This is a genomic window from Nocardia sp. NPDC049526, assembly GCF_044465765.1.
Classification (GTDB): domain Bacteria; phylum Actinomycetota; class Actinomycetes; order Mycobacteriales; family Mycobacteriaceae; genus Nocardia.
This window is the reverse complement of record NZ_JBITMA010000004.1, coordinates 360,496-386,552: the sequence shown is the minus strand read 5'-3', so window position 1 is coordinate 386,552 and position 26,057 is coordinate 360,496. Positions and strand designations below refer to the sequence as shown.

22 protein-coding genes are annotated in these 26,057 nt (G+C 65.0%); 16 read left to right on the top strand and 6 right to left on the bottom strand.

Translation table 11 applies throughout. The features are described 5' to 3' along the window. Positions 1–23 precede the first annotated feature (23 nt). Together ACIBW7_RS15355 and ACIBW7_RS15350 are read left to right on the top strand one after the other, a co-directional pair. Positions 24–815 carry a GTP-binding protein gene (locus ACIBW7_RS15355; protein WP_397046857.1) on the top strand — a complete coding sequence of 264 codons (792 nt, stop codon included), beginning with the start codon at positions 24–26 and terminating at the stop codon, positions 813–815. A 247-nt stretch (positions 816–1,062) separates the two neighbouring features. Continuing rightward, the gene (locus ACIBW7_RS15350; RefSeq protein ID WP_397047083.1) at positions 1,063–1,392 is read left to right on the top strand and encodes a DoxX family protein; all 330 of its coding nucleotides are present in this window, start codon (positions 1,063–1,065) and stop codon (positions 1,390–1,392) included. A 164-nt stretch (positions 1,393–1,556) separates the two neighbouring features. Here the strand turns inward: ACIBW7_RS15350 and ACIBW7_RS15345 are convergent, their stop codons facing one another. Continuing rightward, positions 1,557–2,108 (bottom strand): dihydrofolate reductase family protein, encoded by a 552-nt coding sequence (locus ACIBW7_RS15345; RefSeq protein ID WP_397046856.1) that lies wholly within the window; start codon positions 2,106–2,108, stop codon positions 1,557–1,559. A 72-nt stretch (positions 2,109–2,180) separates the two neighbouring features. Then, positions 2,181–2,795 (bottom strand): class I SAM-dependent methyltransferase, encoded by a 615-nt coding sequence (locus tag ACIBW7_RS15340; RefSeq protein ID WP_397046855.1) that lies wholly within the window; start codon positions 2,793–2,795, stop codon positions 2,181–2,183. A 441-nt stretch (positions 2,796–3,236) separates the two neighbouring features. On the opposite strand from ACIBW7_RS15340, the gene ACIBW7_RS15335 reads away from it, so the two are divergent. After that, positions 3,237–3,683, top strand: a complete 447-nt coding sequence (locus tag ACIBW7_RS15335; protein ID WP_397046854.1) for a hypothetical protein — start codon at positions 3,237–3,239, stop codon at positions 3,681–3,683. A 97-nt stretch (positions 3,684–3,780) separates the two neighbouring features. Here the strand turns inward: ACIBW7_RS15335 and ACIBW7_RS15330 are convergent, their stop codons facing one another. Further along, positions 3,781–4,680, bottom strand: coding sequence for an ADP-ribosylglycohydrolase family protein (locus tag ACIBW7_RS15330; protein ID WP_397046853.1), 900 nt, complete (start codon positions 4,678–4,680; stop codon positions 3,781–3,783). A gap of 531 nt (positions 4,681–5,211) precedes the next feature. Here ACIBW7_RS15330 and ACIBW7_RS15325 point away from each other — a divergent pair. From ACIBW7_RS15325 to ACIBW7_RS15290, 8 genes are all read left to right on the top strand, one after another. Further along, positions 5,212–6,282: a fatty acid desaturase family protein gene (locus ACIBW7_RS15325; protein WP_397046852.1), complete on the top strand. Its 1,071-nt coding sequence runs from the start codon at positions 5,212–5,214 to the stop codon at positions 6,280–6,282. Positions 6,283–6,451: 169 nt separating this feature from the next. Next, positions 6,452–7,339: a helix-turn-helix transcriptional regulator gene (locus ACIBW7_RS15320; protein WP_397046851.1), complete on the top strand. Its 888-nt coding sequence runs from the start codon at positions 6,452–6,454 to the stop codon at positions 7,337–7,339. Positions 7,340–7,378: 39 nt separating this feature from the next. Next, complete coding sequence (locus tag ACIBW7_RS15315) at positions 7,379–8,359, top strand: zinc-binding alcohol dehydrogenase family protein (protein WP_397046850.1); 981 nt, start codon at positions 7,379–7,381, stop codon at positions 8,357–8,359. 647 nt (positions 8,360–9,006) lie between these two features. Continuing rightward, positions 9,007–13,200: an alpha/beta fold hydrolase gene (locus ACIBW7_RS15310; protein ID WP_397046849.1), complete on the top strand. Its 4,194-nt coding sequence runs from the start codon at positions 9,007–9,009 to the stop codon at positions 13,198–13,200. Positions 13,201–13,529: 329 nt separating this feature from the next. Beyond that, positions 13,530–14,693, top strand: coding sequence for an IS110 family transposase (locus tag ACIBW7_RS15305; protein WP_397046848.1), 1,164 nt, complete (start codon positions 13,530–13,532; stop codon positions 14,691–14,693). Between the two features lie 173 nt (positions 14,694–14,866). Further along, on the top strand, positions 14,867–15,766 hold the full coding sequence (locus tag ACIBW7_RS15300; protein ID WP_397046847.1) for an SAM-dependent methyltransferase: 900 nt from the start codon (positions 14,867–14,869) through the stop codon (positions 15,764–15,766). Between the two features lie 245 nt (positions 15,767–16,011). Beyond that, positions 16,012–16,428: a hypothetical protein gene (locus ACIBW7_RS15295; protein WP_397046846.1), complete on the top strand. Its 417-nt coding sequence runs from the start codon at positions 16,012–16,014 to the stop codon at positions 16,426–16,428. Between the two features lie 106 nt (positions 16,429–16,534). Then, positions 16,535–16,879 (top strand): YrdB family protein, encoded by a 345-nt coding sequence (locus ACIBW7_RS15290; protein WP_397046845.1) that lies wholly within the window; start codon positions 16,535–16,537, stop codon positions 16,877–16,879. Between the two features lie 429 nt (positions 16,880–17,308). Here the strand turns inward: ACIBW7_RS15290 and ACIBW7_RS15285 are convergent, their stop codons facing one another. Continuing rightward, positions 17,309–17,917 carry a TetR/AcrR family transcriptional regulator gene (locus ACIBW7_RS15285; protein WP_397046844.1) on the bottom strand — a complete coding sequence of 203 codons (609 nt, stop codon included), beginning with the start codon at positions 17,915–17,917 and terminating at the stop codon, positions 17,309–17,311. Between the two features lie 65 nt (positions 17,918–17,982). Here ACIBW7_RS15285 and ACIBW7_RS15280 point away from each other — a divergent pair, with 65 nt between their 5' ends. Beyond that, complete coding sequence (locus ACIBW7_RS15280; RefSeq protein ID WP_397046843.1) at positions 17,983–18,390, top strand: PaaI family thioesterase; 408 nt, start codon at positions 17,983–17,985, stop codon at positions 18,388–18,390. Between the two features lie 276 nt (positions 18,391–18,666). Here the strand turns inward: ACIBW7_RS15280 and ACIBW7_RS15275 are convergent, their stop codons facing one another. Then, positions 18,667–19,641, bottom strand: coding sequence for a sugar-binding transcriptional regulator (locus tag ACIBW7_RS15275; protein WP_397046842.1), 975 nt, complete (start codon positions 19,639–19,641; stop codon positions 18,667–18,669). Positions 19,642–19,831: 190 nt separating this feature from the next. Here ACIBW7_RS15275 and ACIBW7_RS15270 point away from each other — a divergent pair, with 190 nt between their 5' ends. From ACIBW7_RS15270 to ACIBW7_RS15255, 4 genes are all read left to right on the top strand, one after another. Then, the gene (locus ACIBW7_RS15270) at positions 19,832–20,893 is read left to right on the top strand and encodes an alcohol dehydrogenase catalytic domain-containing protein (protein ID WP_397047082.1); all 1,062 of its coding nucleotides are present in this window, start codon (positions 19,832–19,834) and stop codon (positions 20,891–20,893) included. 235 nt (positions 20,894–21,128) lie between these two features. Next, positions 21,129–22,091, top strand: a complete 963-nt coding sequence (locus tag ACIBW7_RS15265; protein ID WP_397046841.1) for a substrate-binding domain-containing protein — start codon at positions 21,129–21,131, stop codon at positions 22,089–22,091. 30 nt (positions 22,092–22,121) lie between these two features. Beyond that, positions 22,122–22,946: an ATP-binding cassette domain-containing protein gene (locus tag ACIBW7_RS15260; protein WP_397046840.1), complete on the top strand. Its 825-nt coding sequence runs from the start codon at positions 22,122–22,124 to the stop codon at positions 22,944–22,946. Further along, positions 22,943–24,214: a sugar ABC transporter permease gene (locus tag ACIBW7_RS15255; RefSeq protein WP_397046839.1), complete on the top strand. Its 1,272-nt coding sequence runs from the start codon at positions 22,943–22,945 to the stop codon at positions 24,212–24,214. The genes ACIBW7_RS15260 and ACIBW7_RS15255 overlap by 4 nt, the downstream gene beginning before the upstream one ends. A gap of 93 nt (positions 24,215–24,307) precedes the next feature. On the opposite strand, the gene ACIBW7_RS15250 is transcribed toward ACIBW7_RS15255, so the two are convergent. Next, entirely contained in the window at positions 24,308–25,813 is a 1,506-nt protein-coding gene (locus ACIBW7_RS15250; RefSeq protein ID WP_397046838.1) for an FGGY-family carbohydrate kinase, read from the bottom strand. Positions 25,814–26,057 lie beyond the last annotated feature (244 nt).

Sequence of the window (26,057 nt, the reverse complement as noted above, 5' to 3'; positions counted from 1 at the left end):
CGAGCTGGAGTACCACAACGCCGATGGGCACCAAAGCCATTGACCCGCAGTCGATCCGCAACGTCACGATCATCGGGGACCCCGACGAGACGACGCGGGTCGTCCACCGCCTGTTCCGCCGTTTCGCCAGGACCGGGTCCGGCACGGCGGCCACGGTCCATTGGGTGACGGGCCGCGTCGACCACACTGTCCATATCGCCGAGCTGTCGAGCAACGCGCCCATCGCGGACCTGGAGCGGTCCATCCGGGTAGCCGACGGGGTGATCGCGGTCGTGAATGCTGCCGTGAACAGCACCCCGCGACTCGGGACGATACTGCGGCTTGCCGACGACCACCAGGTCGCACGGCTGTGTCTGGTGACCGGACTCGATCATCCCGCCGCCGACTTCGACCGCTGCGTCCGCACGATCACCGAGACGCGCGGGGCGGTGCCGTTGGCGCTGCAGATTCCTATCGGCATCGGCACCGAGTTCGAAGGCGTCATCGATCTGGTCCGGATGTGGGTGCTCGAACCGATGGCCGTCGAATTCTACGGCAGCCATTGGAAAGTCGCCGAGCAGTGGTACCGCGACCTCTCGGCCACGGTGATGGAACAGGACGCGCCGGATTCGGACGCAATCCTCGGCCTGCGAGAGATCCCACCCGAATACTTGCACGAGCGCATCCGCTGCCTCACGCGCATCGGCGACGCTGTGCCCGTCCTGTGTGATGCGGCGCCATGGAGTGACGACATCGCCCCGCTCGTGGAAGCCATCGTCCGGTATCTGCCGTCTCCCATGCACGTCTGTCAACCGGAACATGCTCTCGACTATTGACGGACGCTGCCATCGGGCGACGCCTTCGGCAGTTCAGCGACTACGCGGCAATAATCGGGCCTCTGTGTTCGCGTCCTCCACCAATCTTTCAACCATGTGATATCGGTTCAAGAGCGGCTCGGGAGCATCTGCTACTGGTTTGGTCATGGTGTTGCCTGCTGCCCTCGACGGGGGAGTGGCTCGCCGCTACAGCGCCGCTCATTTCCATTGGGCGGCCAAATTGTGGTCACACAGGTGAAAGTGCCGAATACGATCCCGCTCTACAAGCAGACCGACTACTGCCAGCCCAGGCGCAACCGACAACGCCCCCGAGAATCTGACCATCCCCCTCGGGCTGCTCGTCTTCATCGGAGTTGCGGAGGTCGCGGGCGGTGTCGGCCTGATGGTGCCCAGGCTCAGTGCCCTGGCTGCCGCGGGTCTGTCGGTTCTCACCGTGCTCGCCGCCGGGACGCAGGCTTTCATCGCCGACAAGCCCCTGATGGGGATCTTCCCACTGGTGCTCGCCGCGATCTTCGCCTGGATCGCCTACCAGCGCCGCGCCACCATCACCGATCTGCGCGACTCGCTCTCGCGATGACAAATCCATACCCACGACTGGCGATCGGTTGTCCACCCACCGATCGCCGGTCGTGCGTTCCCGGATCGATAGCCCGTCGGGTTGGCGGCGATCGATCCAGCGGCCATCTGGTCCGCGCGGCGGTGACGGTCGCATTCGAGCGCGGGCTGCGGTTGAATGGGCCGTTAGTCGGCCACGTAGCGCAGCATCACCACCTTGTCGAAGTGCTTCGTCTCGGCCAGCCGGAGCTGGATTCGCTTGTCCAGCAACGGGAAGAGCGGCGTGCCGCCGCCGACGACCACCGGATAGAGGAACAGCCAGTACTCGTCGATGAGCCCGTGCGGCATCAGCGAGGCCGCGAGGCTCGCGCCACCGACCTCCATGACGCCGTCGCCCCCAGCCTTCAGCCCGCGGACCTCCTCGACCGCGTTCTCACTGATCAGGGTGCTGTTCCAGTGGACCTCGGTGAGCGTCCGGGAGAAGACGACCTTCGGCTTCTCCGTCCAGAGCCTGCCGAACTCACGCTCGATGCGCGGCGCGTTCTCGGACACGTGCGGCCAGTACTCGGCCATCAGCTCGTACAGGCGACGGCCGTGCAGCGAGACCTCGATCTCGCGGTAGCGGTCATTGTGGAACTGGTGCAGCTCCTCGTCCGGGTTCGTCCAGTCGATGCTGCCGTCGCGGTCGTTGACGTAGCCGTCCAGGGACACGCCGAACGAGTAGATCAGTTTCCTCATGACTGGGTAGACCTCCCGGACGCGGAGAACTCATCGGACACCGACGAGACAAGTTCTGCGGAACACGGGCTCTCACAGTGCGCGGGAGAACACCGCCACCAGAAAGTCGGACTCGTCGGTGAATGGGCGTAGATCCCACGTCGAAAGCCGCAGATCCATCGCGAGACCGGCGTCCGCGGCGTCGGCGAGGAACTGTGGAAACTCGTAACCACGATTGGCGCCGAATCCCACGACCACCCGACCGGCCGGGGCGAGATTGCGGGCGAATCCAGCCAGCACCGCCTCCCGGGTGGACGGCGCCAGAAATGTCATCACGTTGCCCGCGCACACGATGACATCGAAGTCGGCGGCGATCCCACGGCCCGCCAGGTCCAGTTCGGCGAGATCACCGACGATCCAGGCCGGACCGGGATAGTCCTGCTCCGCCGCGGCGATCAATACCGGATCGACGTCGACGCCGACCACGACGTGACCAGCTTGGTGCAAATAGCCACCCACCCGTCCTGGACCGCACCCCGCATCCAGAACCCGGCTGCCGCGCTCGAGCATCGCGTCGACGAGCCGTGCCTCGCCGACGATATCCGTACCGTCGGCCGCCAACGCACGGAACCGCTCCGCGTACCACGTCGAATGAGCCGGGTCGGCAGCAGTGAGCTCCTCCCACTGGCTGGGAATACGTCCGCTCATCGTCTGCTCCTTCTCATTCGAGCCCGCCTCCCCGTTCACTGTGCCACCGTAGGGCCGATCGGTACCGCGCGACCTGATCGTGTCCGCGCCGGTGCAGCCGCCCATTGACGCCGGACCTCACGCCGTTCGACTACCACCGAATGATTGGTGCGGCGGTCGCTCGTGACACAGTTCCGGGCGTTCGACGTGTATCCCGAAACGGTCGGCGTCGACGTCTTTCGGCCCTTTCGCCGACGGTGACGGTCGCTATCGGAGATCGGCATCGGCCACTATTGACATCCGCGCAGTTTGCCGTACTTGGGTGCGATGAGGTGGTCACCGTCGCGGTCTGTCTCAGCCGACCGACCTTTTTGCAGTCTCCTCGATCTGCTGCCTGGGTCACCGATGAGATCGATTGTCTCGCGGCGTCGATATCGGTAATCCACCCGAGAGGAGAGCGTTATGAACCAGTCCACCAACGAATCGGCACGCGAGCGCCTGGAGGTCTTCGTCGGGGAATGGACGATGCAGGCCGGACCTGCTGGCGGGCCGCCGTGGCCGGGTGCGGGCGTGGTCACCTTCGAATGGCTCACGGGCACACCGCTGTTGGTTCAGCGCTGGCATATCGACCTGCCCGAGGCTCCCGACGGTGTCGCAGTCATCGGTTGCGATGGAATGAGCGACACCTACTACCAGCTCTACACTGACGACCGGGACGTCCAGCGAATCTATGAGATGACCCTGACCGACGGCATCTGGACGTTGCAGCGCGACGGCGAGCCCTTTGCCCAGCGATTCACCGGCAGGTTCTCCGACGACGGGAGGACGATCCTGGGTCGCTGGGAGCTGGCCGAGGACCGAAGGACCTGGAAGACGGACTTCGACCTGACCTACACGAAGGTCGCGTAGCGCCTCGCACCGCAGGACCGCGCATCTGTGTGCCGCAGTTTCGGGATCGCGATGCGCATGTTCGTCTCCGACTGGTTCCTCTCGCTGATGATCGGCGTCAGTCCGTCGCCCATGCGGGCAGGGGCTCGCGTGCCGACAACCACTGTTCCGGTATTCCGCGCACCGTGCCTCGGCATCCGATCCCGGTGTGTGCTGCCACGATTCCACCGACGATCGCGGCTGTGGTGTCCACATCGCCTCCGGCCTCGATGCAGGCGGTGACGGCGGCGGGATAGTCATCGAGAAACGTGGCGGCCGCCCACAGCGTGAACGGCACCGTGTCCTGGGCGCTGACCTGTGCGCCGTTGCCCAGCTCGTACGCTGCTTCGGCTACCGATCGGCCGAGTAGCTTTCGAGCTCGCCGGATACCGTCCGTGGTCCGGCCATCGACCAGGTACGGCTCTACTACGTGCATCAATTCACTTGGTGTACAGCCTTTTCCGCGAGTCGCCGCAGCGTGGCTCGCCGCGGCGGCGACCGCCATGGCGCCCACGATCGCTTCCGGGTGCCGATGGGTGACCTCGGCGGAGAATGCGGCCTGCGCTGCCGCTCGGCGCGGGTCTCCAGCGAAGTACGCCCCGAGCGGCGCGACCCGCATCGCAGCCCCGTTCCCCCACGATCCGCGGCCGCCGAAAGCAGCTGCGGCCGCTTCGTTCCAGGGGCGTCCGTCGCGAATCTCGTGCAGCACAACGACTGTGCCGCCGCCATAGCCACGATAGGGTTCGCAGCGATCGGCGAATGCGGCCGCGAGCGCGTCCCGGTCGACACAGCCGCGGCCGTGGACTTCCGAGTACACCGAACAGGCCATCTCGGTGTCGTCGGTCCACTGCCACGGGGCCGCGGGCGGGTGCCCGGCGAGCAGGTCAGCGACGGAGTGGCCGGGCACGAAGAACTGAGCACCCAGCGCATCACCAACGGACAAACCCTCGAGGCTGTGATACGCGGAATCCAACGGCATACGGTGGTCAATAGTGCCAACCGCAATCAGCTACCGCAACACTCGGTATGAGCAAACGGCACAACGGTCCACAGTTGCATTCCACCGTATGACCGCTGCGGTCGACTCACTTTTGGGCTGCCGAGACCACATGCCGCCGATCGTGTCTCGGAGCCTGCCCGCCATGCGGCGCGGCCTGGCCGTGCAAGCAGTTGACGTACAGCTGGATGTATCCGCTGGCTGAGCATCCCGCCCGGTGGATTGTCGACTGGACGCTGCAGCCGCAGGGCAGTCGGCTACGACGTCCGGATCAGCACCCCGGATCCTCGCTCTGCGGTGGACATCCGATATCACACCGCAGTCCGATTCCAGGTCATACCAAGGGATTACATGGAATGAGAATCGGGCCGATAGCTTCGGAGTATCGAAATCGCCACCCCGCCCCGGACACACCGAGCAGTGCCCGCTGGATCAGATCTCCGATCGACATCTACCGGTCGGCATCGAGGACGGACGGAGGTGGTATCTCCGACTCAGCCCTCAGGAAGATCTATGACGACACCGGCCTTGGCCCCACAGTCATTTCCACAGTCATCGCGGCGCGGCGGCGCCGGCGGTGATTACGCCCGTCTGTTGCGCCGGATCTCCGACGCGGGACTGATGAATCGGCGTCCTGTCTACTACGCCGTCCGGCTCAGCCTCGTCGGGATTGCGTTCGCGGCCGGCTGGGCGGCGTTCGTCCTCGTCGGCGACTCGTGGTGGACGCTCATCGTCGCGGCGCTCATGGCCGTGACGTGCGCCCAGGTCGCACTCGTCATGCACGATGTCGCGCACCGCCAAGTCTTCCGGTTACGGCGGCCGACGGAGGTCGTGGGCCGACTCGTCGGCAACGCCGGCATAGGCCTGGCCTACGGCTGGTGGCAGGACAAGCACACCCGGCATCACGCCAATCCGAACCACGAGGAACTCGACCCCGATGTCGCGCCCGACATTCTGGTCTGGTCACAACAGCAGGCGCGGGCCAGCCGTGGCCTGCCTCGTCTCATCGGGAGGGCGCAGGCGTTCCTGTTCTTCCCGCTACTGATGCTGGAGGGCCTGAACCTCCACGTGGCCGGCGTACGTGCGCTCAGAAATCGATCGGTGAAATACCGCGGATTGGAGGGCGCGCTGCTCTTCGGCCACTTCGCCGCCTATCTGGCCGCATTGTTCGCGGTCCTGCCCGCCGACAAAGCCTTCGCGTTCCTCGCTGTCCACCAGGCGCTGTTCGGCCTGTACATGGGCTGCATTTTCGCCCCGAACCATAAGGGCATGCCAACCCTGACCGGCGACGACCGCCCCGACTACTTGCGCAGGCAGGTGCTGACCTCCCGCAACGTGCGAGGTGGCGTGCTGACCGACCTCGCCCTCGGCGGGCTCAACTATCAGATCGAGCACCACTTGTTCCCGAGCATGCCGACGCCGAATCTGCGTCACGCCCAGGTGATCGTCCGCGACTACTGCGCCGAAATCGGCGTGCCGTACCACGAGACCGGGCTGATCTCCTCTTACCGCGAGGCGCTGCGGCACATGCACCACGTCGGCGCGCCCCTCCGCACCCCCGACCGACACACGGTCACCAGATGAACCTTTCCCCGGCCGGGCAACAGCGACAAAGTAGGCCGGAGTCCGGACACACCTGAGCCTTCGGCGGCGGGGTGGCGGCGCGCGGGGGCAAGAAATCGTTCACATGTTCGTTCACCCACGCCGCACCCGACGGTGCCGAGGCTGAATAGTGTCGATCTATCGTGGATCCGTGAGCACTACCTCTCTGAACCAGGAACCCGACCGCGGCATGGCCCGGGACCGACGTCGGGAGGAATTGCGGGAGTTTCTGCGTAGTCGACGCGAGCGGTTGACTCCCTCGGCAGTGGGGCTGCCCGAAGCCGGGCGACGACGCACACCGGGGTTGCGGCGCGAGGAAGTCGCGGTATTGGCGGGGGTGGGCGTGTCTTGGTACACGTGGCTCGAGCAAGGCCGCGATATCAAGGTGTCCGACGACGTGCTCGACGCGGTCGCGCGTGCGTTGCTACTGGACGACATCGAACGCGCTCACCTGTACCGGTTGGCGGGCCTGAATCCGCCGCAACAGCAGGCAGCGCCGTCGATTCCGGCATCACCGCAGATGCGGCGTCTACTCGACACCTGGGCTCCGCGGCCGGGCTACATCCGGGACCGGCACTGGAACTTCACCGCGGTCAACGATGCGGCTCGGGCGGTGTTCGGCTATGGCGATACCGACCACAACTGCCTGACGTCGTTTTTCACCAACACGCGGTTGCGGGTGTCGCACCAGCAGTGGGATGAGATCGCCCCGGCGGTGGCCGCCGGGTTCCGCGCCGACGCCGCCCGCTATCCCGACGATCCCGAGTTCGACCGCATCGCAGGGGATCTGGCACAGGTCAGCCCGGAATTCGCCGAGCTGTGGGCGCGTCACGACGCGGCCGAGCATTCAACCGCGGTCAAGGCCGTCGACCACCCCGACGTCGGGGTGATGGTGTTCGAAGCGACCCTGTTCCCGTTGCCCGACCATCCCGGACATCACCTCATCCTGCACAACCCGGTCCCCGGCACCGAGACCAGTGAACGGTTGGAGCGATTGCTGCGCTCCCAGCCTGGTGGTGGCACACCCCCCATGAACTGACACTGCCTATCGGTGTGCCGGGACCGCAGGATTGGTGCCATGAGCAACACGATGCAGATGAAGGCAGTCACCATCCCCGAGTTCGGCCCCGCCGAGGTGCTGCGGGAGGCCGCCGTGAACATCCCCGAGCCCGGGCCTGGTCAGGTCGCCATCGATGTGGCCTTCGCCGGTGCGAACTTCGCCGAGATCCTCTACCGGCAAGGCGTGGTCGACGTCCCGCTGCCGTTCGTGCCCGGCATCGAGATCTCCGGCCACGTCCGCGCTGTGGGAGCCGAGGTGGTGGGACTGACAGTCGGTCAGCCGGTAGCCGCGTTGACCATCGTCGACAGCGGCGGGTACGCCGAGGTGGCGGTCACCGCCGCGGACCTGGTCGCTCCGCTCGATGAGCAGTCCCTGAGCCTGGCCACGGCCGCGGCGTTGCCGTCCAACAGCACCACCGCGTTCCTGGTCCTCGACCGCGTCGCCCGGATCGAACCCGGCGAGAGTGTACTGGTACACGCCGCCGCCGGTGGTGTCGGCAGCCAGCTCGGCCAAGCGGCCCGACTGTTGGGCGCGGGTCGCGTGGTCGGCACCGTGGGCACCCCTGAGAAGATCGCGACCGCCACCGCGTTCGGCTACGACGAGGTTATCCTGCGCGACCAGCTCGCCGACGCGGGCGAGTTCGACATCGTGGTCGACATGGTCGGCGGACCAACGCGCCGCGCCAGCCTGGACCGGCTCGCTCCGATGGGGCGCATGGTGGTGATGGGCAACGCTTCCGGCGCCGAGGACGTCGGGATGTCAGCCAACGAACTATGGTTCAGCAACAAGACGGTCTCCGGGTTCAACCTGGCTGCCTTCTCCGCCGCCTATCCCGCCGATGCGGGAACCGCACTGCGTCGCGCGGTCGCCGCCGCCACCAACGGAGACCTCCGGATCCAGGTCGAGACGCTGCCCCTGCATCAAGCGATCGAAGCGCACCGTCGCATCGAGTCCGGCTCCACCACAGGCAAATTGGTGCTCGAAGTCACGCCTGCTTGATCTGGAAACACCAGTCGTCAAGTCCCGCAGACGCGGTCCTGTGGCCGACAGCAGGAGCGAGACGTCACCCTCTCGACAGAAGCACGCGTCCACTCGATGCGCGCTTCTCGGAAGTTCGCAGAATACTGGCAGGCCGACGTATCACAACTTGTCGAATACGCTTTCCGAGATGTTCACGCGTTCTGGCATCCCGCCGCGTTGAGTGCGTGGATCTGCCTGGTCGAGCTCATGGCTCGGTGGTCGATACCCGGCCTTCGCCGACAGGCGCCCCTTCGCCGCCGATCGGGTCGAGCGCATGATCGTCGAGGATGAGTGGATCCCGGATGTCGGACACCCTGCTGGCCATACGAGTGTCGGAGAAAGGGCTGACATAAGAATTGTTGGACGCCAATGGTTTTCGACACGCTCGATGGATATCACACCCGAGATCTCGTGTGACGCCTCCGATAGATAGCGCGGTGTTTTTGCATTGGTAAGTGGTGCGCAGCCGAGAGAAATCGTGCTACGGGCTGCGGGTTGACCGGGTGTAGATGAGGTGGATTGGTGTGTCGTAACGCTGGTTTGTCGGTCACGATGAATGGGTGAAGCCGGGGTGCGCCTCGAATGCCAGTCGGGGAGAGCTGATGTCGGCGATGTCAGGAGGGGTTGTGGATTCGCTGACGAGTGTGGTGTTCGTGCACGGGTTCATCTCGGGGGCGCGGACGTGGGAGGCGTTCGATGAGGTGATCGCTGGTGATGAGGAATTCGCCGGCAGTGTCGAGGTGGACAAGTTCGCCTATGACACTCGCCCGTTCCAGTTGCATCCGTTGCGGCGGATTCCTGCGTTGTCGGAGGTCGCGGAGAGTCTGCGGGTCAAGCTTGTCGATGAGATCCCGGCGGGGCGTGCGGTGGTGTTGGTGACCCACAGTATGGGTGGGTTGGTAGTGCAGCAGTATCTGGCGGACCGGGTGCGTGGTGGGACGACCGAGGAGTTGGCGTCGATCGCGGGGGTCGTGATGTTCTCCTGTCCGAACGAGGGATCGCTGCTGCTGTACTCCGCGCGCAAGTGGGTGTCGATCGTGCCGATGCTGCGTAACCGGCAGGAACGGGCGCTGCGTCCGATCAACCGGCAGATCACCGCCAACCGTAAGGAGGTGCTGAATCGGATCGTGCACGCCGAGGATCCAGCGATGCGGATTCCGATGTGGCTGTTCGCCGCCGAAAGCGACGGGGTGGTGTCGCCGCAGTCGGCCAGGTCGGTGTTTCCCGACCGGTTCGTGGGTGCGTTGCCTGGGGATCATTTCTCGATCATCCGTCCCGACTCGGTTCGTCATCGCAGCTATCTCACGCTGAAAAACCGTGTTGCCTACGCGATCACCGATCATCAGCGGCGGCGTACCCCCGATGGTGATCAGCAGCAACGTCCTCCTCCGCGGGCGGGGGTGATCGACACATTGCGCCCTGATCTGGATACTTTCGTCGGCCGTGACAATGAGGTGCAGCAGATCCTCGCCGCCGCTGACTCCGCCCGGGTGGTCGCGGTGGATGGTATGGCTGGTGCGGGTAAGACCGCGCTGGTGACCAGGGTCGCGCATCTGCTGGCCGACCGGTTCCCCGATGGCCGCTACTTCCTCGATCTCAACGGCCACACCCCTGAACAGACACCGGCCGTACCCACTGACCTGCTGGCACGACTGCTGACCAATCTGGGTGTCGAGCCGGGCGCTATTCCCGAATCTGTCGGTGCGCGCCAAGATCTGTGGGTGGACCGGGTCCGTGATCGGCGGGTGTTGTTGGTGCTTGATGACGCGCTCGATCCGGTGCAGGTCGAACCGTTGCTGCCGTCGGGAACTGGATGTCTGACGGTGATCACCAGCAGGCGTCGCTTGAGCACGCTCGACGCGGCGGTGACTGTCTCGGTCGATACCCTCGATCCCGATGCCGCAGCGGGTTTGTTCAGCACGGTAGGCGGCCGCGCCCCGGCCGATGCTGACCAGCCCGCAGTCGCGGATATCGTGCGGTTGTGTGGGTATCTGCCGTTGGCGATCACACTATTGGCCAGACGGCTCGCATCTCACCCGACCTGGACGGTTCCCGCTCTGGCCGCCGAATTTGCCGCCACGAACGACCGTCTGCCCCATATCGACCTCGATGCGCGCCACCGTGCGGTGAAGGCCTCGTTCACCCTGTCGTATGAGGATCTGCCCGCTGGGCGGCAGCGATTGTTCCGGCGACTGGGGCTGCACCCAGGTCCGGACCTCGAAGCCCATGCTGTCGCTGCTCTCGCTGAGATCCCGGCCGAGATCGCGCGCAACGAACTCGACGCACTCTATACCGACCACCTGCTCGACGAGATTGGTCCCGGCCGCTACCGACTTCACGATCTGGTGCGCGAATACGCCCATGCCGTGGCAGAGGACGACCCGATCCAGGACCGCGCCGATGCTGTGGATCGGCTCTTGGCGCACTATCAGACCACCGGCACCAAACCCGACCAGCCGATGTTGGATTGGATGCGGATCGAACGCGAAAACCTGCTGGCCTGTATTGATTACACTGCAGTCCACAGTCGGCCGACACAGCTGATCGCTCTGACCAGCATGCTCACCGACCTGCTCGTAGAAGACGGCCCCTGGCCCCTGGCGATCGAACTCCACCAGCGCGCCGCCGAGACTGCTCGCCGCATTGCAAGCCTGCCCGAAGCCGCCGGTTTCCTTTTCTACCTCGGTTGGACCAACTATGCGGTCGGTGAGTACTCGGTGTCGGTCGAGTGGTATCAGCAGGCGCTGGACATCTATCGCCAACTCGGCAAGCGACTCGACGAAGCCGACACTCTCTTCGGGCTCGGCTGGACCCAAAGTACGGCGGGTGAGTATTCGGCGGCGGCAGAGTGGTATCAGCTCGCGTTGGACATCTACCGCAAACTCGGCCACCCGGCTGGCGAAGCCACCACTCTTGTCGGACTCGGGACAGTACGCTCAGCGACAAGTGAATACTCGGCGGCGGCAGAGCTGTATCAGCGGGCGTTGGACATCTACCGCGAACTCGGTGACCGACATCATGAAGCCGTTGCACTCTACGAGCTCGGTCGTACCTGGTACACGATCGGCGAGTATTCCGGGGCGGCCCAGTGGCTCGAGCAGGCGTTGGGCATTTACCGCGAACTCGGTGATCGACCTGGCGAGGCCGACTCCCTCTACGAGCTCGGTCGTACCCGGTACACGATCGGCGAGTATTCCGGGGCGGCCCAGTGGCTCGAGCAGGCGTTGAGCATTTACCGCGAACTCGGTGATCGACCTGGCGAGGCCAACTCCCTCTACGAACTCGGTCGTGCCTGCTACATAATCAGTGAATATTCCGGGGCGGCCCAGTGGTTCCAGCAGGCGTTGGACGTCTACCACGAACTCGGCAATCGGTACAAGGAAGCCGACTCCCTCTACCAGCTCGGGTTGGCCCGTAACGCGACGGATGCCTACAAAGCCGCGGCCGAGTGGTTCCAGCGGGCGTTGGACATCTACCGCGAACTCGGCATCCGACCTGGCGAGCCCGACTCCCTCTACCAGCTCGGTCGCGCCTGTTACATACTCAGGGAGTATTCCGTGGCGGCCGAGTGGTTCCAGCAGGCGTTGGACATCTACCGCGAACTCGGCAACCGCCAAGCGGAAGCCGACACTCTCGTGCAGCTGAACTTGGTACATCAGACAAGGGGTCACCTTGCGATATCGGCCGAGTTGTGTCGGCAGGCACAGTCGATCTACCGCGAACTCGGCGACCGGCTCGGCGAAGCCGATACCCTCTGCGAACTTGGCCGAGTGCGTCTCGCTGTTAGTGAGTACTCGGCGGCGGGCGAGTTGTTCCAGCAGGTACAGGTGATCTACCGCGAGCTCGGTGACCGGCGCGGCGAAGCCAACACCCTCCATGAGCTCGGCCGAGTGCGCTTCGGGGGTGGTGAATATCTGGTGTCGGCCGAGTTGTTCCAGCAGGCCCGGGTCATCTACCGCGAAATCGGTGCCCGGCTCGGCGAAGCCAACACCCACTACGAGCTCGGGCGAATACATTCGACGATCGGTGAGCATTCGGCGGCGGCCGAGTTGTTCCAGCAGGCACAGGCCATCTACCGCGAACTCGGCGACTGGCACGGCGAAGCCGACATCCACTACGAGCTCGGGCGAATACATTCGACGATCGGTGAGCATTCGGCGGCGGCCGAGTTGTTCCAGCAGACACTGGCCATCTACCGCGAACTCGGCGTCCGGCCCGGCGAAGCCGACACCCTCTACGACCTTGGCCGTATGCATCATGCGAGTGCGGAGTATCCGGTGTCGGCCGAGTTGTTCCAGCAGGCCCTGGTCATCTACCGCGAGATCGGCAGCCGGCACGGCGAAGCCAACACTCTCTGCGGGCTCGGTTTCGGTCGCTACGTGACCGGAAACTACACTTCGGCGATCGAGTTGTATCAGCAGGCACAGGCCATCTACCGCGCGATCGGCGCCCGGCTCGGCGAAGCCAACGCCCTCTACGACCTCGGCCGAGTGCGCTTCGCGGTTGGTGAATATCCGGTGTCGGCCGAGTTGTTCCAGCAGGCCCTGGTCATCTACCGCGAACTCGGCGACCGGCGCGGCGAAGCCGACGCCCTCTATGAACTCGGGCAGGCGTGTCGTGCGGGTAGTGACCACGCGGGAGCGGTCGAGTTGTATCAGCAGGCGTTGAACCTCTACCGCGAGCTCGGCGACCGGCAAGGAGAAGCCAAGGCGCTGGGGAAACTCGTCGACACCCCCAACGCCCTCGAGAAGCTGATCGAGTCGCGCGAGCTTCTCGACAGCCAGCTCGACAGCTGGCTAACTCAGTTCAGAAGGGAATGATGGCACCTACGGTCTTCGCGTGTATCGGGAATGTTGGTAATGCGAAATTTCAGAGCATGTCGAATAGGTGCGTGGCGCTGACGTCGCGAACGCTCGATAGGCGGCTACTTAAGACTGGTGGTAGGGCTTGATCCCGGCCAGGATCAGCCCCAGGTACCCGGTGGGAAGCTCCCTAAGCGGCTGCCCACTAGCATCATCGGTGTGGCTCTCTAATGGCTTGCGTCCCACCGGGTTACCGTGCGGGCGTGGCTGGAAAGGGGTCTGCCCTGGCTCGAAGTAGCGGTGCCTTCCTGCACGGATACCTCCTCCGTCGATCTGGAAGGATACCGATGCCGGTCATCATCGGAATGGACCCGCACAAACGCTCGGCCACCATCGAAATCATCGACCCCGACGCGAAGATCCTCGCGACCGGGCGTTACGGCACCGACACCGCCGGATACGGTGAAATGCTATGTGCGGCACAGCGATTTCCGCAACGGGTGTGGGCGATCGAGGGCTGCAACGGTGTCGGACGGCATGTGGCGCACCGGCTGGTAGCCGACGGAGAAACCGTCATCGACGTACCGGCGAAACTGTCGGCGCAGGTTCGGGTGTTCGCCACCGGCAACGGCCGTAAAACCGACCCGGTCGACGCGCATTCGGTCGCGTTGGCGGCGTTGCGGTCGCCGAATCTGCGTCGGGTGCAGGCGGATCCGGACTTGGTCGCGTTGGGTCTGCTGGTCGATCGTCGTGACGAGCTCGGCCGTGCCCGCACCGAACTGTTGAACCGGATCCACCGGCTGCTGCTGGAGTTGGTGCCCGGAGGCGCCAAAAGATTTCTGTCGGCCATGCAGGCCCGCGCCTTGGCTCAGACCGTCGAACCGGCCGATGCCGCGGCCCGGGTTCGTCTGCGGCTGGTCAGCGAGCTGATCGACGATCTCGAGGTCCTCGACCGGAAAACCAAAGCAGCGGACAAAGAACTCAAGCAACTGGTCCTCGCGCGCGGGTCGACAGTGATGGACCTGCACGGCATCGGCCCCTGCGGTGCTGCACGGCTTCTCGCCGACACCGACAACATCCACCGCTTCGTTTCCCGGGACCGGTTCGCTTCCTGGAACGGCACCGCACCGCTGGACGCCTCCTCCGGCCAGCAGCAGCGACACCGGCTCTCCCGGGCCGGCAACCGCAAGATCAACCATGTCCTGCACACCATGGCAGTGGTCCAGCTGCGCAACCCGACGGCGGGGCGTGCTTATTACGACAACAAGAAGGCTGCCGGGAAGACTTCCATGGAGGCGATGCGGGCACTCAAACGACGCCTGTCCAATGTCGTCTATCAGCGGATGCTCGCCGACCAGCGGCGACGAGATGCGGCAAGCCCGGGAGGGCACTCGGGGGCGACTACTGACTCCAGCGCGGCCGGCCCTACCCCGCACGCCGGTCCTTCGGACAAGCCACAACCCGGACCTACCGCCACCCAGCCTAACGGCGAACTCCCAACTGCGTCTTGACATAAAGGGGAGCCATTACCGTGCGTTCGGTGTGGTGGGTAATTCGTCTCGTGAAATCCGAGGTATCTCATTGGATCCGAGCACTCTGTCAAGCCAGGCGTCCGGTGTTGTCCTGGCATTCTGTCGCTACGAGCCAGGGATCGCGTCGCTGCTGACCGCAGTACCGTGTCGACATGAGCGAGCGTAGCGAAGGAAGAATAGACAAAGCCGAGCTGCGGGCGAGTCGAACAGCGGTACTGGTCTGCCAGGCCAGGGCGGTGGCGGACGGCCGTGTCGCGGTGGGGCGGTTCGCCGATCCGATTGCCCGGCAGCTGCTGCACGTCGACGAGCGGGCCGCCGTCGAACTGGCTCGCGGCAACGTCCCGCGGCGCTGGCAGGATCGGATCGAGTTCGAGTTCCTCGCTGCCACCGCCGATGTGCTGGCCGCACGCACCGTGGCGATCGACGACGCGGTGCGGGAAGTGCAGAATCCGCAGTTGGTGGTTCTGGGCGCGGGTCTGGATGCGCGCGGCTGGCGGATGCCGGAACTGGCCGGAGTCCGACTGTTCGAGGTGGATCAGCCCGCTTCGCAACGGGACAAGTGCACCCGCCTGGGCGAGTTGGCGCCGACAGCGAAGTCGGTGCGCTTCGTGCCGGTGGAATTCGGCCGTGACGCCCTGGGCGCCGCGCTGAATTCCGCCGAACACGATCGCACCCGGCCGACCACGTGGATCTGGGAGGGCGTGCTGCCCTACCTCACGCACCACCAGTCGAATTCGACCCTGGCCGAGATCGCTGCCTGCTCGGCCGGAGGCTCACGGCTGATCGCGACCTATTCGAACCGGCTGCCGATACCCGGCGCGGGGCGACTGGCGCTGCGGATCTTGTTCGGAATTGCTCGGCGGACCAACCCGATGTCGCACGAGCGGCACGTCTCGGCCTGGCGGCAGGAGCAGATGCGCGAGCTGCTGGGCGCGCACGGCTGGCGGGTGGTCTCCGACGTCGACCAGCTCACCCTCGCCCAAGGGCTGGCCATCCCAGTCCGCCGCCCACAGACCCTGGCCAACGGCCGGGTGGTCGTCGCCGACTGCTGAAAAGCGCTACCCGCGTCGCGTCGTCGGCAGCGGTGGAGACTGCGGCATGGACGAAACGATTACTCGCTGCCGTGCTGTGGGTCAGCATGTCAGTCAGCCGATAACTTCTGCAGAGTGTGTTTGCCTGGCGACGACCCGCCCCACGGGCGGGCCCACCCGCCGGATGTCGATCGAATGGCGTTGCCGCGTCGATGGCGTCTTGAAAATCGGCACCGCGTGCATTCCGTGACGTAGCGCGAGAATCGATGAGTATTACACCGATTCAGCCGCGGGCGCTCACCGAGCTCGAGTGCGGCGTCGTCACCAAGCTGCTGTCGTCCGGTGCCGTCGGTGCGGGCGAGTTCCTGTCGCAGATCCCGTTCACGCGGGTCGTCGCGACCTGGGGTGACGGTTCGTCCAGCGTTGACCTGGCGGTGCTGCCCAGTGCAGTGCCGGCGTCCGGATCGACGGACGGGATCTTTGCCAGCGGAGCGGTCACGGACCGGAACGGGGCACCTGTCGGTGAGGTCATCCTGTGGGTCGAGAACGGCAGGCTCAGCGGAATCGAGTACGCCTGTATACGGATGAGCGCCCACGGGCGCTGCCCGAGCCTGCGCAGATCGAGGTTCTGTAGAGCTGTCCTCGACTCGGGCAGCACCTGGTTGCCGCGTCGTGCAACGTAGGGAAGGCAATCGGGTAGCCGGGGCAGCAACTTGACGAAGCTGAATCAACTGTGCACACTGCTCTCATTAGAGAGCGATGCTCTTGGCGACTCATGGGAGAGCGGACATGCACGAAGTCTGGAAATGGGCCAACCTCACGCTGGCATTCGGGATGGAGTTGGTCGCGCTCGGGGCGCTGGGACTGTGGGGCTGGAAGACCGCCACTGTGACTCCGGTCAAGCTCGTGTTGGCTGTGGGTGTGCCACTGCTCGCGGCGCTGGCCTGGGGCCTGTTCGCGGCGCCGCATGCGACATTCGACAACCCACTGCTCGCGGTCGTCACCAAGGTTGTGGTTTTCGGCAGTGCTGCGGTCGGACTGTGGGCCGTGGGCTACCGAGCGGTCGCGGTCGTCTTCGTCGCCGTCCTGATAGCGAATCTGCTGGCGATCAGGTGTGGGCATCTGACCTTGTGAGCACGCCGCGTGATGTACGGAGTTCAGAAGATCTTTGGGGCAGAGGGCAGCCCGGAATCCAAGCCGCGGCCGCTCCGCTGGCGACGCCCGAATCCGCAAGGTAGATTACACATTTCGTGATTCGTCGCGGTGGGTCGGCAGTCGCTCAACGGGATTCGTTTGCGGCGCAGGTCCGAGTTGGCGCGGACCGGACTGTCGGCCGGGCACTGACTCGGTAAAAGTCGTTCTCCCGCAACCGAAGTTGTCACAGAACAACCGTCGTACCCGAATCCCGATCACCACCTCGCGGCTGGCTACTGCGGCGTCGGACAACCGGCGCTCGTATCGGCTGTGTACTTACACCGACGGCTTCTGCGTCCCGGAAACGCATGAGAAGCAGCGCCGGTACTGGATCGGTTCACCGCCGTGGCCGTTGGTCTGCGAGCCCTGTCAAACGGCGGCTTTGTCCTCTGCGGCGGGCAAGCTGTTCAGCAGCGTGCGCACCATGGTGGGTACCTGGACATCGAGTTCGGTGGGTATCGGCCGGTCGGCGGTGAGATATCGCCGAACCGCGGCGTACGGCAGGTCGACAATGGTGAGAACGATCGTCGCCGTGGACAACCCGGTTTCGGCGCGTAACGAGTGGACGAGTCCGCGGATGGCGGCGTCCCACCGGGCTGTTTCGGCGGCGCGTTCCGCACTTGCGGTGGCGGGCCAGCTCTGCGGAGCGAAGTGGTGGACACCCGCGAGCAGGACCTGCGCGTCGAGCGGGTTGCTCCGGCACCACTGCACGATGTGGCCGGTGATCGCGGCGGCGGCCTCGACCGGATCGTCCTCGTCGAACAGGACGTAGGCGTCCCGGTGCAGGTGCCCGACGGCCCTGTTCCACAGGGCAGCCAGCAATGAGGGCCGATCGGCGAAGCGATGGTAGACCGACCCGCTCGGTGCACCGGATTCCCGGATCACCCCGGACATCGTGACGCCGGCGGGACCCTGCGTAGCCAGCAGTCGCGCAGCGGCGTCGAGGATCGCCGCGGTGTCGTGTACGAATCTCACCACGCTGTAGAGAGTACTCTCCAGAGAGCGTTGTAGAGTGAAGTCTCTACAACGATGAGAGGCCAACCATGACCATCACAGCCGAGGACGTCTACCAACTCGCTCCGTTCGTCCGCACTCTCGGAGTGGAGTTCTCAGAACTCACACCCTCCGCGGTCACCGCCCGCCTGACCCACACCGTCGCGCTGTCGACAACAGGGGGTGGCCTGCACGGCGGTGCCCTGATGGGGTTGGCCGATGCGGCTGCCGCGGTCTGTGCCGCCCTGAATTCCGCCCCGGGGGCACTGCCCGCGACGACCGATTCGACAACGCATTTCCTGCGTCCGGTCCGCGGAGCGGCGCATGCGGTCGCCGCGCCGATTCGCGTCAGCCGCACCGCGGTGGTGGTCGGTGTGCGAATCGCGGACGAGTCCGGCGAACTGTGCGTCCATGTGATCCAAACTGTGCAGACGCGCGTTCCACACGCGGCCGCCTGAAACCGAAAGATCAGCGACCCCTGTCAGATGCGGGAGCAGAACCGCCAACGGTCCAAGATCACAACACCGGCGACATGATGAGCCATCAACAGCCCGTTCGCACTCCGAGGCGGATCAATCACGCAATCCGTGCCAGATCCAGTTGTTGCGGAGTTCGGACATAGTTTTCGGGTTCCGGGACGTTGGAGGGCCTGGCGGGTCGGCCGCTCGCTCATGTCGAGCCCGAGCGTGGTCCGTGGTCGAGCCCACCGGTGCTGTGCCGGTCGTGGCGGTCGTCTATCTGACGGCAGCCGCTCTGAGGAGACCCTCCGCCGTCGGGCTGTCGGTCACGAGGGTGTTCACGTAGCCGGCGCGCGCCGCAACGAGGATGGAGTCCACCTTGTCTTGGCCGATGGCCACGCCGATTGTGTGCGGAATGCGCGGGAGGTCCTCTAGCGGGACGGCGATGAGGCGCTCGAACCCACTGGACTCGATCGGCGCTCCGTCGGGTCCGTAGGGCCGGGCGCAGATGTCACCGACGGCGTGCTCGAGCGATGCCTCCCGCGCCGAGATGACGCTCGGCAGCGACGAGCGGTGCAGCGGTGGAGCACCGATCCCGAGCAGTGCGGCGCGCGCAGACCGCCACAGTTGCTGGACCCGTTGGATCTGTGGGTCGCTCATCAACGCTTCGTGCAGGGTCGGGGTCGGCATGGCGGGGGCGTACAGCATGACGGGGGCTCCACCGACCCGCAGCGCCAGCGCCCGCGTGATCTCGTTCGACTGGTAGTGCGCCTCCGGCTCTTCGATACCGCCGACTGTCGGGCACAGGAGGACGCCGGGCAGCTGTGGCAGATCGTGACGTGCGACTGCGAATACCGTTGCGCCGGTTGACACTAGAAGCGTGTCTCCGGGGCGCAGTTGCGATTCGGTGAGCGCGTCGGCGACGCGGGGAGCGAGCAGCGTCCCCAATTCGACGCCTGGGGACTCCGGTGTCACGTATGCCGCAGTTAGTCCAAGCGCCTGGCGGAGATCATGCTCGAGGTCGGTCAGCGCCCGCTTCTCCGGGTTGCGGACTGTGACCTGGACGATGCCGGTCTCGCGCGCTTCGGCGAGGAGACGACTCACGGTCGCACGGCTGGTACCGATCTGGTGTGCGATCTCGGCCTGAGTCGCGTTGTCCAGGTAGTACAGCCGCGCAGCCTGGTACACCAATCCGGGAGGAAACCGGCGGCGGGCACCCGCCTCGATACTCCCGGCTGCTCGGTCTCTCATCGGCATCCTCCTTCCGTGCGAATCGGTGTGCAGATGTTCAGAGTATTCGATCGGGTCTGAACATTCGTGCTGTACATTTGTTCACCGATGTCTATAGTGACATAGAACACGCCTCCCTCGGGAGGTGGCAGGCAGTAAGGAGTCCCTCGTGACTGATCGACAACGCGCCGGGTCGGCCGCTGGTGACACGATGCAGGCGGTGGTGTGTCACGGTCCCGCTGATTACCGGCTGGAGAAGTTGCCGGTCCCGTCGCGGAGACCAGGAGAGGCACTCATCCGCGTCGAGGCCGTCGGCATTTGCGCGAGCGACCTGAAGTGCTACCACGGCGCATCGAAGTTCTGGGGTGACGAAAACCGGGCGGCATGGGCGGAGACGGAGGTCGTACCGGGGCATGAGATCACCGGGCGGGTCGTCGAGCTCGACGATGCCGCTCGCGAGCGCTGGGGCGTCGAGGTCGGCGATCGCATCGTCGTCGAGCAGATCGTTCCGTGCTGGAACTGCCGCTACTGTGCCGAGGGCAACTACCACATGTGTCAGGTGCACGACATCTACGGCTTCAAGCGCGCAACCCACGGCGGCATGCAGGAGTACATGGTCATCACGCAGGGTTCTCTGGTCCATCGGATCAGCGCTGACATTCCCCCTGCGCACGCGGCCTTCGCGGAGCCGCTGTCTTGCGCGCTCCACGCCGTCGAACGGGCCGAGATCACATTCTCCGATGTGGTTGTCGTCGCCGGGTGCGGGCCCATCGGCCTCGGCATGGTCGCGGGTGCGGCGGCGAAGTCTCCGGCCCAGGTCATTGCTCTGGACATGGAGCCGCGCAAGCTGGAGCTTGCGGCGCGCGCCGGGGCCACGATGACGATCGACATCAGCAAGCAAGATCCCGTTGCCCGCGTTCGAGAACTTACCGGTGGTTATGGCGCCGATGTCTACCTCGAGGCGACCGGGCACCCTTCGGCGGTGATCCAGGGCCTCAACCTGCTGCGCAAGCTCGGTCGCTTTATCGAATACAGCGTCTTCAAGGAGGCGGTGACCGTCGATTGGACGATCATCAGCGATGACAAGGAACTCGACGTGCGCGGCGCCCATCTAGGACCGAACTGCTGGCCTGCTGCGATCCGGCTCATCGAGGGCGGCAAGCTCCCGCTCGACGACATCTGCACCCACCAGCTGCCGATTGCGGAGTTTGCGCGCGGACTCGACCTCGTCGCGTCGGGCAAGGAGTCGATCAAGGTCTCACTCATTCCCTGATCGGTCGGCTCAGGCTGACGGAAACGATCGGCTCGCGACCGGCCGAACCATGGTCGCCCACTGCCACCCGGACATCACATCAGATCGGAAAGACATCGTTATGAACGTTATCAAGACGACCCGGGCCGCCATTGTCCTCGCTATTGCCCTCACCCTGCCGCTGGCGGCGTGCAGCTCGGGTAAGAACGCCACAACCGCTACCGGCGGTATCGATGGTGCGAAGGTCGCCTTCCTCATGCCGGACCAGGCATCGACCCGGTATGAGCAGCACGATGCGCCGGGCTTCAAGGCTGCGCTCAGCAAGTTGTGCGCGAGCTGTACGGCGCTCTACAACAATGCCAACGCTGACGCAGCGAAACAGCAGCAGCAGTTCGACGCCGCCATCTCGCAGGGCGTCAAGGCCATCGTGATCGATCCGGTCGACTCCACCGCCGCGGCCTCCATGGTGTCACGTGCTCAGGCCAGGGGAATCAAGGTCGTTGCCTACGATCGGCCCATCCCGGACGCGAAGGTCGATTACTACGTGTCCTTCGATAACGAGGCCATCGGCAAGGCGATCGCCGAATCGCTCGTCAAGCACATGAAGGACACCGGCGTCCCGACCGACAAAGGGATCCTGGAGGTCAACGGCTCACCGACCGACGCGGCAGCAGGTCTGATCAAGAAGGGTATCCACGAAGGCCTCGCCAGCGGCGGGTACGCGACGCTCGCCGAGTACGACACCCCTGACTGGGAGCCGACCGCTGCTCAGCAGTGGGTCGCCGGCCAGGTCTCCCGGTTCGGGGGTCAGATCGGCGGGATCGTCGCGGCCAACGACGGGACGGCCGGTGGTGCCATTGCCGCGTTGAAGGCCGCGAACGTCAAGCCTGTCCCGCCGGTAACTGGTAACGACGCAACCAACGCCGGGCTCCAGCTCGTGATCTCGGGTGACCAGTACAACACGATCTCCAAGCCGAGCGAGATAGTTGCCGCCGCGGCAGCTGAAGTCGTCGTCGATCTCGTCGAGGGCAAGCAGGTCGAGGCCGTCGGTGGCGGCAACCTGACAACCGTCTTCAAGGCCCCGACCATGCTCTTCGTGCCTAAGGTCGTCACACGGGACAATCTGAAGGCCGACATCGTCGACGCCAAGATCAACACCGCGGCGGAGCTGTGCACTGGTGCCTATGCCACCGGGTGCACAGCACTGGGGATCTCCTGAAACCGCCTTCACGTCATCGATAGAGTTCATATGACAGCCACGGCAACATCGTCCACGACACCGGTGCTCAGCCTTCGCAGTATCGGCAAGACTTTCGGCGCGGTCTCCGCGCTGACCGACATCGACATGGAAGTCCACGCCGGTGAGGTGGTCGCCCTCGTCGGCGATAACGGGGCGGGTAAGTCCACCCTGGTCAAGGTCCTGTCCGGTGTCCATCAGCCCGACTCCGGTGAGCTCTTCTTCGACGGAAAGCCCGTCACAATTCCCTCGCCGAACGCGGCACTCGAACTCGGCATCGCCACCGTTTTCCAGGATCTCGCGCTCTGTGAGAACCTCGACGTCGTCGCCAACCTGTTTCTCGGCCGAGAACTCGGTCGGACGCGGCTCAGCGAAGTCGAGATGGAGACCCGGTCCTGGGAGCTGCTCGGGGAGCTATCGGCTCGGATCCCGAGCGTTCGCGTCCCCATCGCGTCGCTGTCGGGTGGTCAGCGCCAAACCGTCGCTATCGCCCGGTCGCTGCTGGTCAACCCCCGGCTCATCATGCTCGACGAGCCGACTGCCGCCCTGGGGGTGGCGCAAACCGCGGAAGTCCTCAACCTGATCGAACGGGTCCGCGCGAAGGGGCTCGGCGTCATCATGATCAGTCACAACATGGAGGACGTTCGGGCGGTCGCGGACAGGATCGTGGTGCTCCGGCTCGGCCGCAACAACGGAACCTTCGGTCCGGATGTGAGCAACCACGAGCTTGTCGCGGCAATCACGGGCGCCACGGACAACGTCGTCGCTCGCCGATCGGCCCGGCGAGCGGTCGAGGTCGACGCGGCTGTTCCGAACACCGCAGAGGAGCTGTCATGAGTCAGACGGAAACGTCCACGAAGTCCGAGACGGCCGAGCGCACCGAACTCGACCGCCAGGACAGCCGGGTAACCGTCGGTGTGGGCGGCGTCGGCGGGATGATCACCGGATTCGGTCGCCGCGTGCGCTCCGGTGACCTGGGAGCGCTCCCTGTCCTCGTCGGTCTGGTCGGCATCGCCGTTGTCTTCCAGACCCTGAACCCGGTCTTCCTCACCTCGACGAACCTGGTCAACCTGCTCTACGACAGTGCGGCCGTCGGAATGATCTCCCTGGGCATCGTGCTGGTCCTGATTCTCGGGGAGATCGACCTGTCGGTGGGTTCCTTAAGCGGTCTCTCGGCGGCGTTCCTCGGAGTCCTGTGGGTCAACAAGGGCTGGCCCATGCCGGTGGCCGTCCTAGCGGCCCTGCTCAGCGGCGCGCTGATCGGGCTGCTCTATTCACTGGTCTATACCCGATTCGGTATGCCGAGCTTCGTTGTGACTCTGGCCGGCCTGCTCGCCTTCCTCGGACTTCAGCTTCAGCTGCTCGGCAGCCACGGGTCGATCAACCTCCCGTACGGTTCGCAGCTGGTGACCTTCGGCCAGCAGCAGTTCCTGCCACCCGCTGTGGCTTATGTAATCTGCGTCGTCGCTGCGGTCGGCGTGCTCGTCGCGGGTCTGGCGAACATCCGAGAACGGGCACGGGCCAATCTATCCCGGCCGTCGGTGCAGTCCCGGCTGATCAAGAGCGGTGTGCTGCTGGTCGTCTTCCTTGCCGCCGCCTGGTATCTCAACCAGGACAATGGAGTGCCGTGGATGTTCATGGTCTTCGTCATCGCGGTGGTTGTGGCGAACTATGCCCTGACCCGGACCCGCTGGGGAAGGCACATGTTCGCGGTCGGCGGCAGCGTCGAGGCCGCGCGCCGGGCCGGCATCAACGTCAACCGGGTCTATACGTCTGCGTTCGTGCTCACCGGCACGCTCGCGGCGCTCGGAGGTATTTTCATGGCGGCCCGGCTGGCCTCGGCCAGCCAGAGTGCCGGCACCGGCGACGTCAATCTCAACGCCATCGCCGCCGCGGTCATCGGCGGTACAAGCCTTTTCGGTGGTCGAGGATCAGCGTATTCAGCCCTGCTGGGGATCCTCGTGATCCAGTCCATCTCGAATGGGTTGACATTGCTGAATCTGTCGTCGGCCCCGCGGTTCATGATCACCGGTGCTGTCCTTGCCCTGGCGGTACTCATCGATTCATTGGCGCGCCGATCTCGCGTCTCGCACGGACAGGCATGAGGTCCGCGCCGGCGTCCAACAATCCTCCGAAGTAAGTGGGGCCGATCGCGGCCCGACTTGCATGTCGCGAACATCGGTCCGGCATGTGCGGAGTCACTCGGTGAAGGGGGACTCCTGGATGGAGGACAGCGTGTGCACGAGCGGCTTCGTCGCTCCGTACAGGCTGTCGTAGACGCCGAACAGGTCGTCGTAAAGTGCCCGGGTGCGGGGGTTCGGTTCGATGAGTTGACCGACGGTCGCCCAGTCGGTCTCCGGTGGAACCAGGCCGGTTCCGATCGCGGCGAGCAGTGCGTCGCCGTAGCTCGCGCCCACGGTTTGGGTCGGTACCACCTGGGGTCGGCCGACGACGTCGCTGACGATCTGAGTCCACAAGCCACCCTGCGTTCCGCCGCCGACAGCCACGAGCCGTTCGATCGGGGTCAGCTCGCTGTCGAGAAACTCGATGATCTGCCGGATGCCGTAGGCGATGCCCTCGTATGCAGCACGGAAGAGGTGGCCCCGCCCGTGCCGCAGACTGAGTCCGGCGACGACGCCACGCGCTCTCGGGTCGAAGATCGGCGTGCGCTCACCAGCGAAGTACGGCAGGAGTACCAGGCCGTCGGATCCAGGCGGCACGGCCGCCGCCTCGGCGATGAGCTGTTCGAACGGCACGTCCCCGGTCAACTGCTGAACCCATGAAGTGAGCGACCCTGAGGTCGACATTCCCGCGGCGAGCGTGAACTGCCCCGGCTCGATGCCAGAGGTTGTCCATAGCAGCGGGTGGGTTTGGAGGGTAGGCAGAACCTGGACGAAGAACATCGTCGAGCCGTACATCAGCATCACGTCCCCGGGTCGCCGTACCCCGGCGCTGAAAGCCTCACTCCAGGCATCGACGGTACCCGCGCAGACGGGAGTCCCGGCGGGCAGACCCGTCTCCTGTGCGGCCACTGACGTTATTGCGCCGACAACTTCATGTGGCCAAACGATCTGCGGCATCTCGAGATGCCCGACGATATCGCCGATCCAATCCTGCGCCCAATCCTGCCCGCGCAGGTCGTACAGCGGGTCGCTCTGGCTGGCCGTATGGTGGTCGAGCACGTAGGCCCCGGTCAGTTTTGCGACGGCATATGAGCTGGAGTTGTACCACCGGGTGGCCCGTCGCCACACGTCCGGCTCGTTGCGCGCCACCCACAGCATTTTCGGTCCCACTGCTTGGGTCGACAGAGCTTTACCGCAACGCTGCAGCACTTTGTCGGCACCGAGTCGGTCGGTGAGTTCGGTTATCTCCGCCGTAGCCCGCATGTCGATTCCGTAGAGAATCGCCGACCGGACCGGGCGCAAATCCTGGTCACACAGCAGCAGACACGGACCGACGCCACTGACGCATATGCCGGCTAGATGATGCTCTGCGATATGGGGAACGAGTTCCCGGCATACCTCGACCAGATCGCCCCACCAGATGGTCTCTGCATCTACCTCTGCCCAGCCCGGCCGAGGAAGGCTCATGCCGTGTTTTCGGACCGCCGTCGCGAGAATCCTGCCGTCGCTGGTTGTCAGCACCCCCTTGGTGCTGCCCGTACCCATGTCGACACCAAGGAGCAGATCCGACAACCCAGTCACCCGCACTTCCACATCATTGCCGCGCGTTCGGCATCAGCGTAATAGAGGCGGGCGGCGGATACCGGACCATTCCCGTCGTCCAGCTCTGCTTCGCGCGCGACATCGCGCACGTCGAGTTTCAGGGCTTGGGCTACGGCGTGGATGGTGTCGATCGAGGACGTGTGCTCGGGGTTGGATCAACCGGCTGACCGTCATCAGACCGGTGCGCGTTGCCGTCATCGCCACGGTGATGGCCAGCCGTGAT

Bases quoted from the DNA above. Each gene is read 5' to 3' on its own strand.
- ACIBW7_RS15305 (WP_397046848.1), top strand. From the start codon at position 13,530: ATGCCGGTCATCATCGGAATGGACCCGCACAAACGCTCGGCCACCATC.
- ACIBW7_RS15300 (WP_397046847.1), top strand. From the start codon at position 14,867: ATGAGCGAGCGTAGCGAAGGAAGAATAGACAAAGCCGAGCTGCGGGCG.
- ACIBW7_RS15280 (WP_397046843.1), top strand. From the start codon at position 17,983: ATGACCATCACAGCCGAGGACGTCTACCAACTCGCTCCGTTCGTCCGC.
- ACIBW7_RS15260 (WP_397046840.1), top strand. From the start codon at position 22,122: ATGACAGCCACGGCAACATCGTCCACGACACCGGTGCTCAGCCTTCGC.
- ACIBW7_RS15315 (WP_397046850.1), top strand. From the start codon at position 7,379: ATGAGCAACACGATGCAGATGAAGGCAGTCACCATCCCCGAGTTCGGC.
- ACIBW7_RS15265 (WP_397046841.1), top strand. From the start codon at position 21,129: ATGCCGGACCAGGCATCGACCCGGTATGAGCAGCACGATGCGCCGGGC.
- ACIBW7_RS15290 (WP_397046845.1), top strand. From the start codon at position 16,535: ATGCACGAAGTCTGGAAATGGGCCAACCTCACGCTGGCATTCGGGATG.
- ACIBW7_RS15335 (WP_397046854.1), top strand. From the start codon at position 3,237: ATGAACCAGTCCACCAACGAATCGGCACGCGAGCGCCTGGAGGTCTTC.
- ACIBW7_RS15325 (WP_397046852.1), top strand. From the start codon at position 5,212: ATGACGACACCGGCCTTGGCCCCACAGTCATTTCCACAGTCATCGCGG.
- ACIBW7_RS15275 (WP_397046842.1), bottom strand. From the start codon at position 19,641: ATGAGAGACCGAGCAGCCGGGAGTATCGAGGCGGGTGCCCGCCGCCGG.
- ACIBW7_RS15255 (WP_397046839.1), top strand. From the start codon at position 22,943: ATGAGTCAGACGGAAACGTCCACGAAGTCCGAGACGGCCGAGCGCACC.
- ACIBW7_RS15295 (WP_397046846.1), top strand. From the start codon at position 16,012: ATGAGTATTACACCGATTCAGCCGCGGGCGCTCACCGAGCTCGAGTGC.
- ACIBW7_RS15330 (WP_397046853.1), bottom strand. From the start codon at position 4,680: ATGCCGTTGGATTCCGCGTATCACAGCCTCGAGGGTTTGTCCGTTGGT.
- ACIBW7_RS15345 (WP_397046856.1), bottom strand. From the start codon at position 2,108: ATGAGGAAACTGATCTACTCGTTCGGCGTGTCCCTGGACGGCTACGTC.
- ACIBW7_RS15355 (WP_397046857.1), top strand. From the start codon at position 24: ATGGGCACCAAAGCCATTGACCCGCAGTCGATCCGCAACGTCACGATC.
- ACIBW7_RS15270 (WP_397047082.1), top strand. From the start codon at position 19,832: ATGCAGGCGGTGGTGTGTCACGGTCCCGCTGATTACCGGCTGGAGAAG.
- ACIBW7_RS15340 (WP_397046855.1), bottom strand. From the start codon at position 2,795: ATGAGCGGACGTATTCCCAGCCAGTGGGAGGAGCTCACTGCTGCCGAC.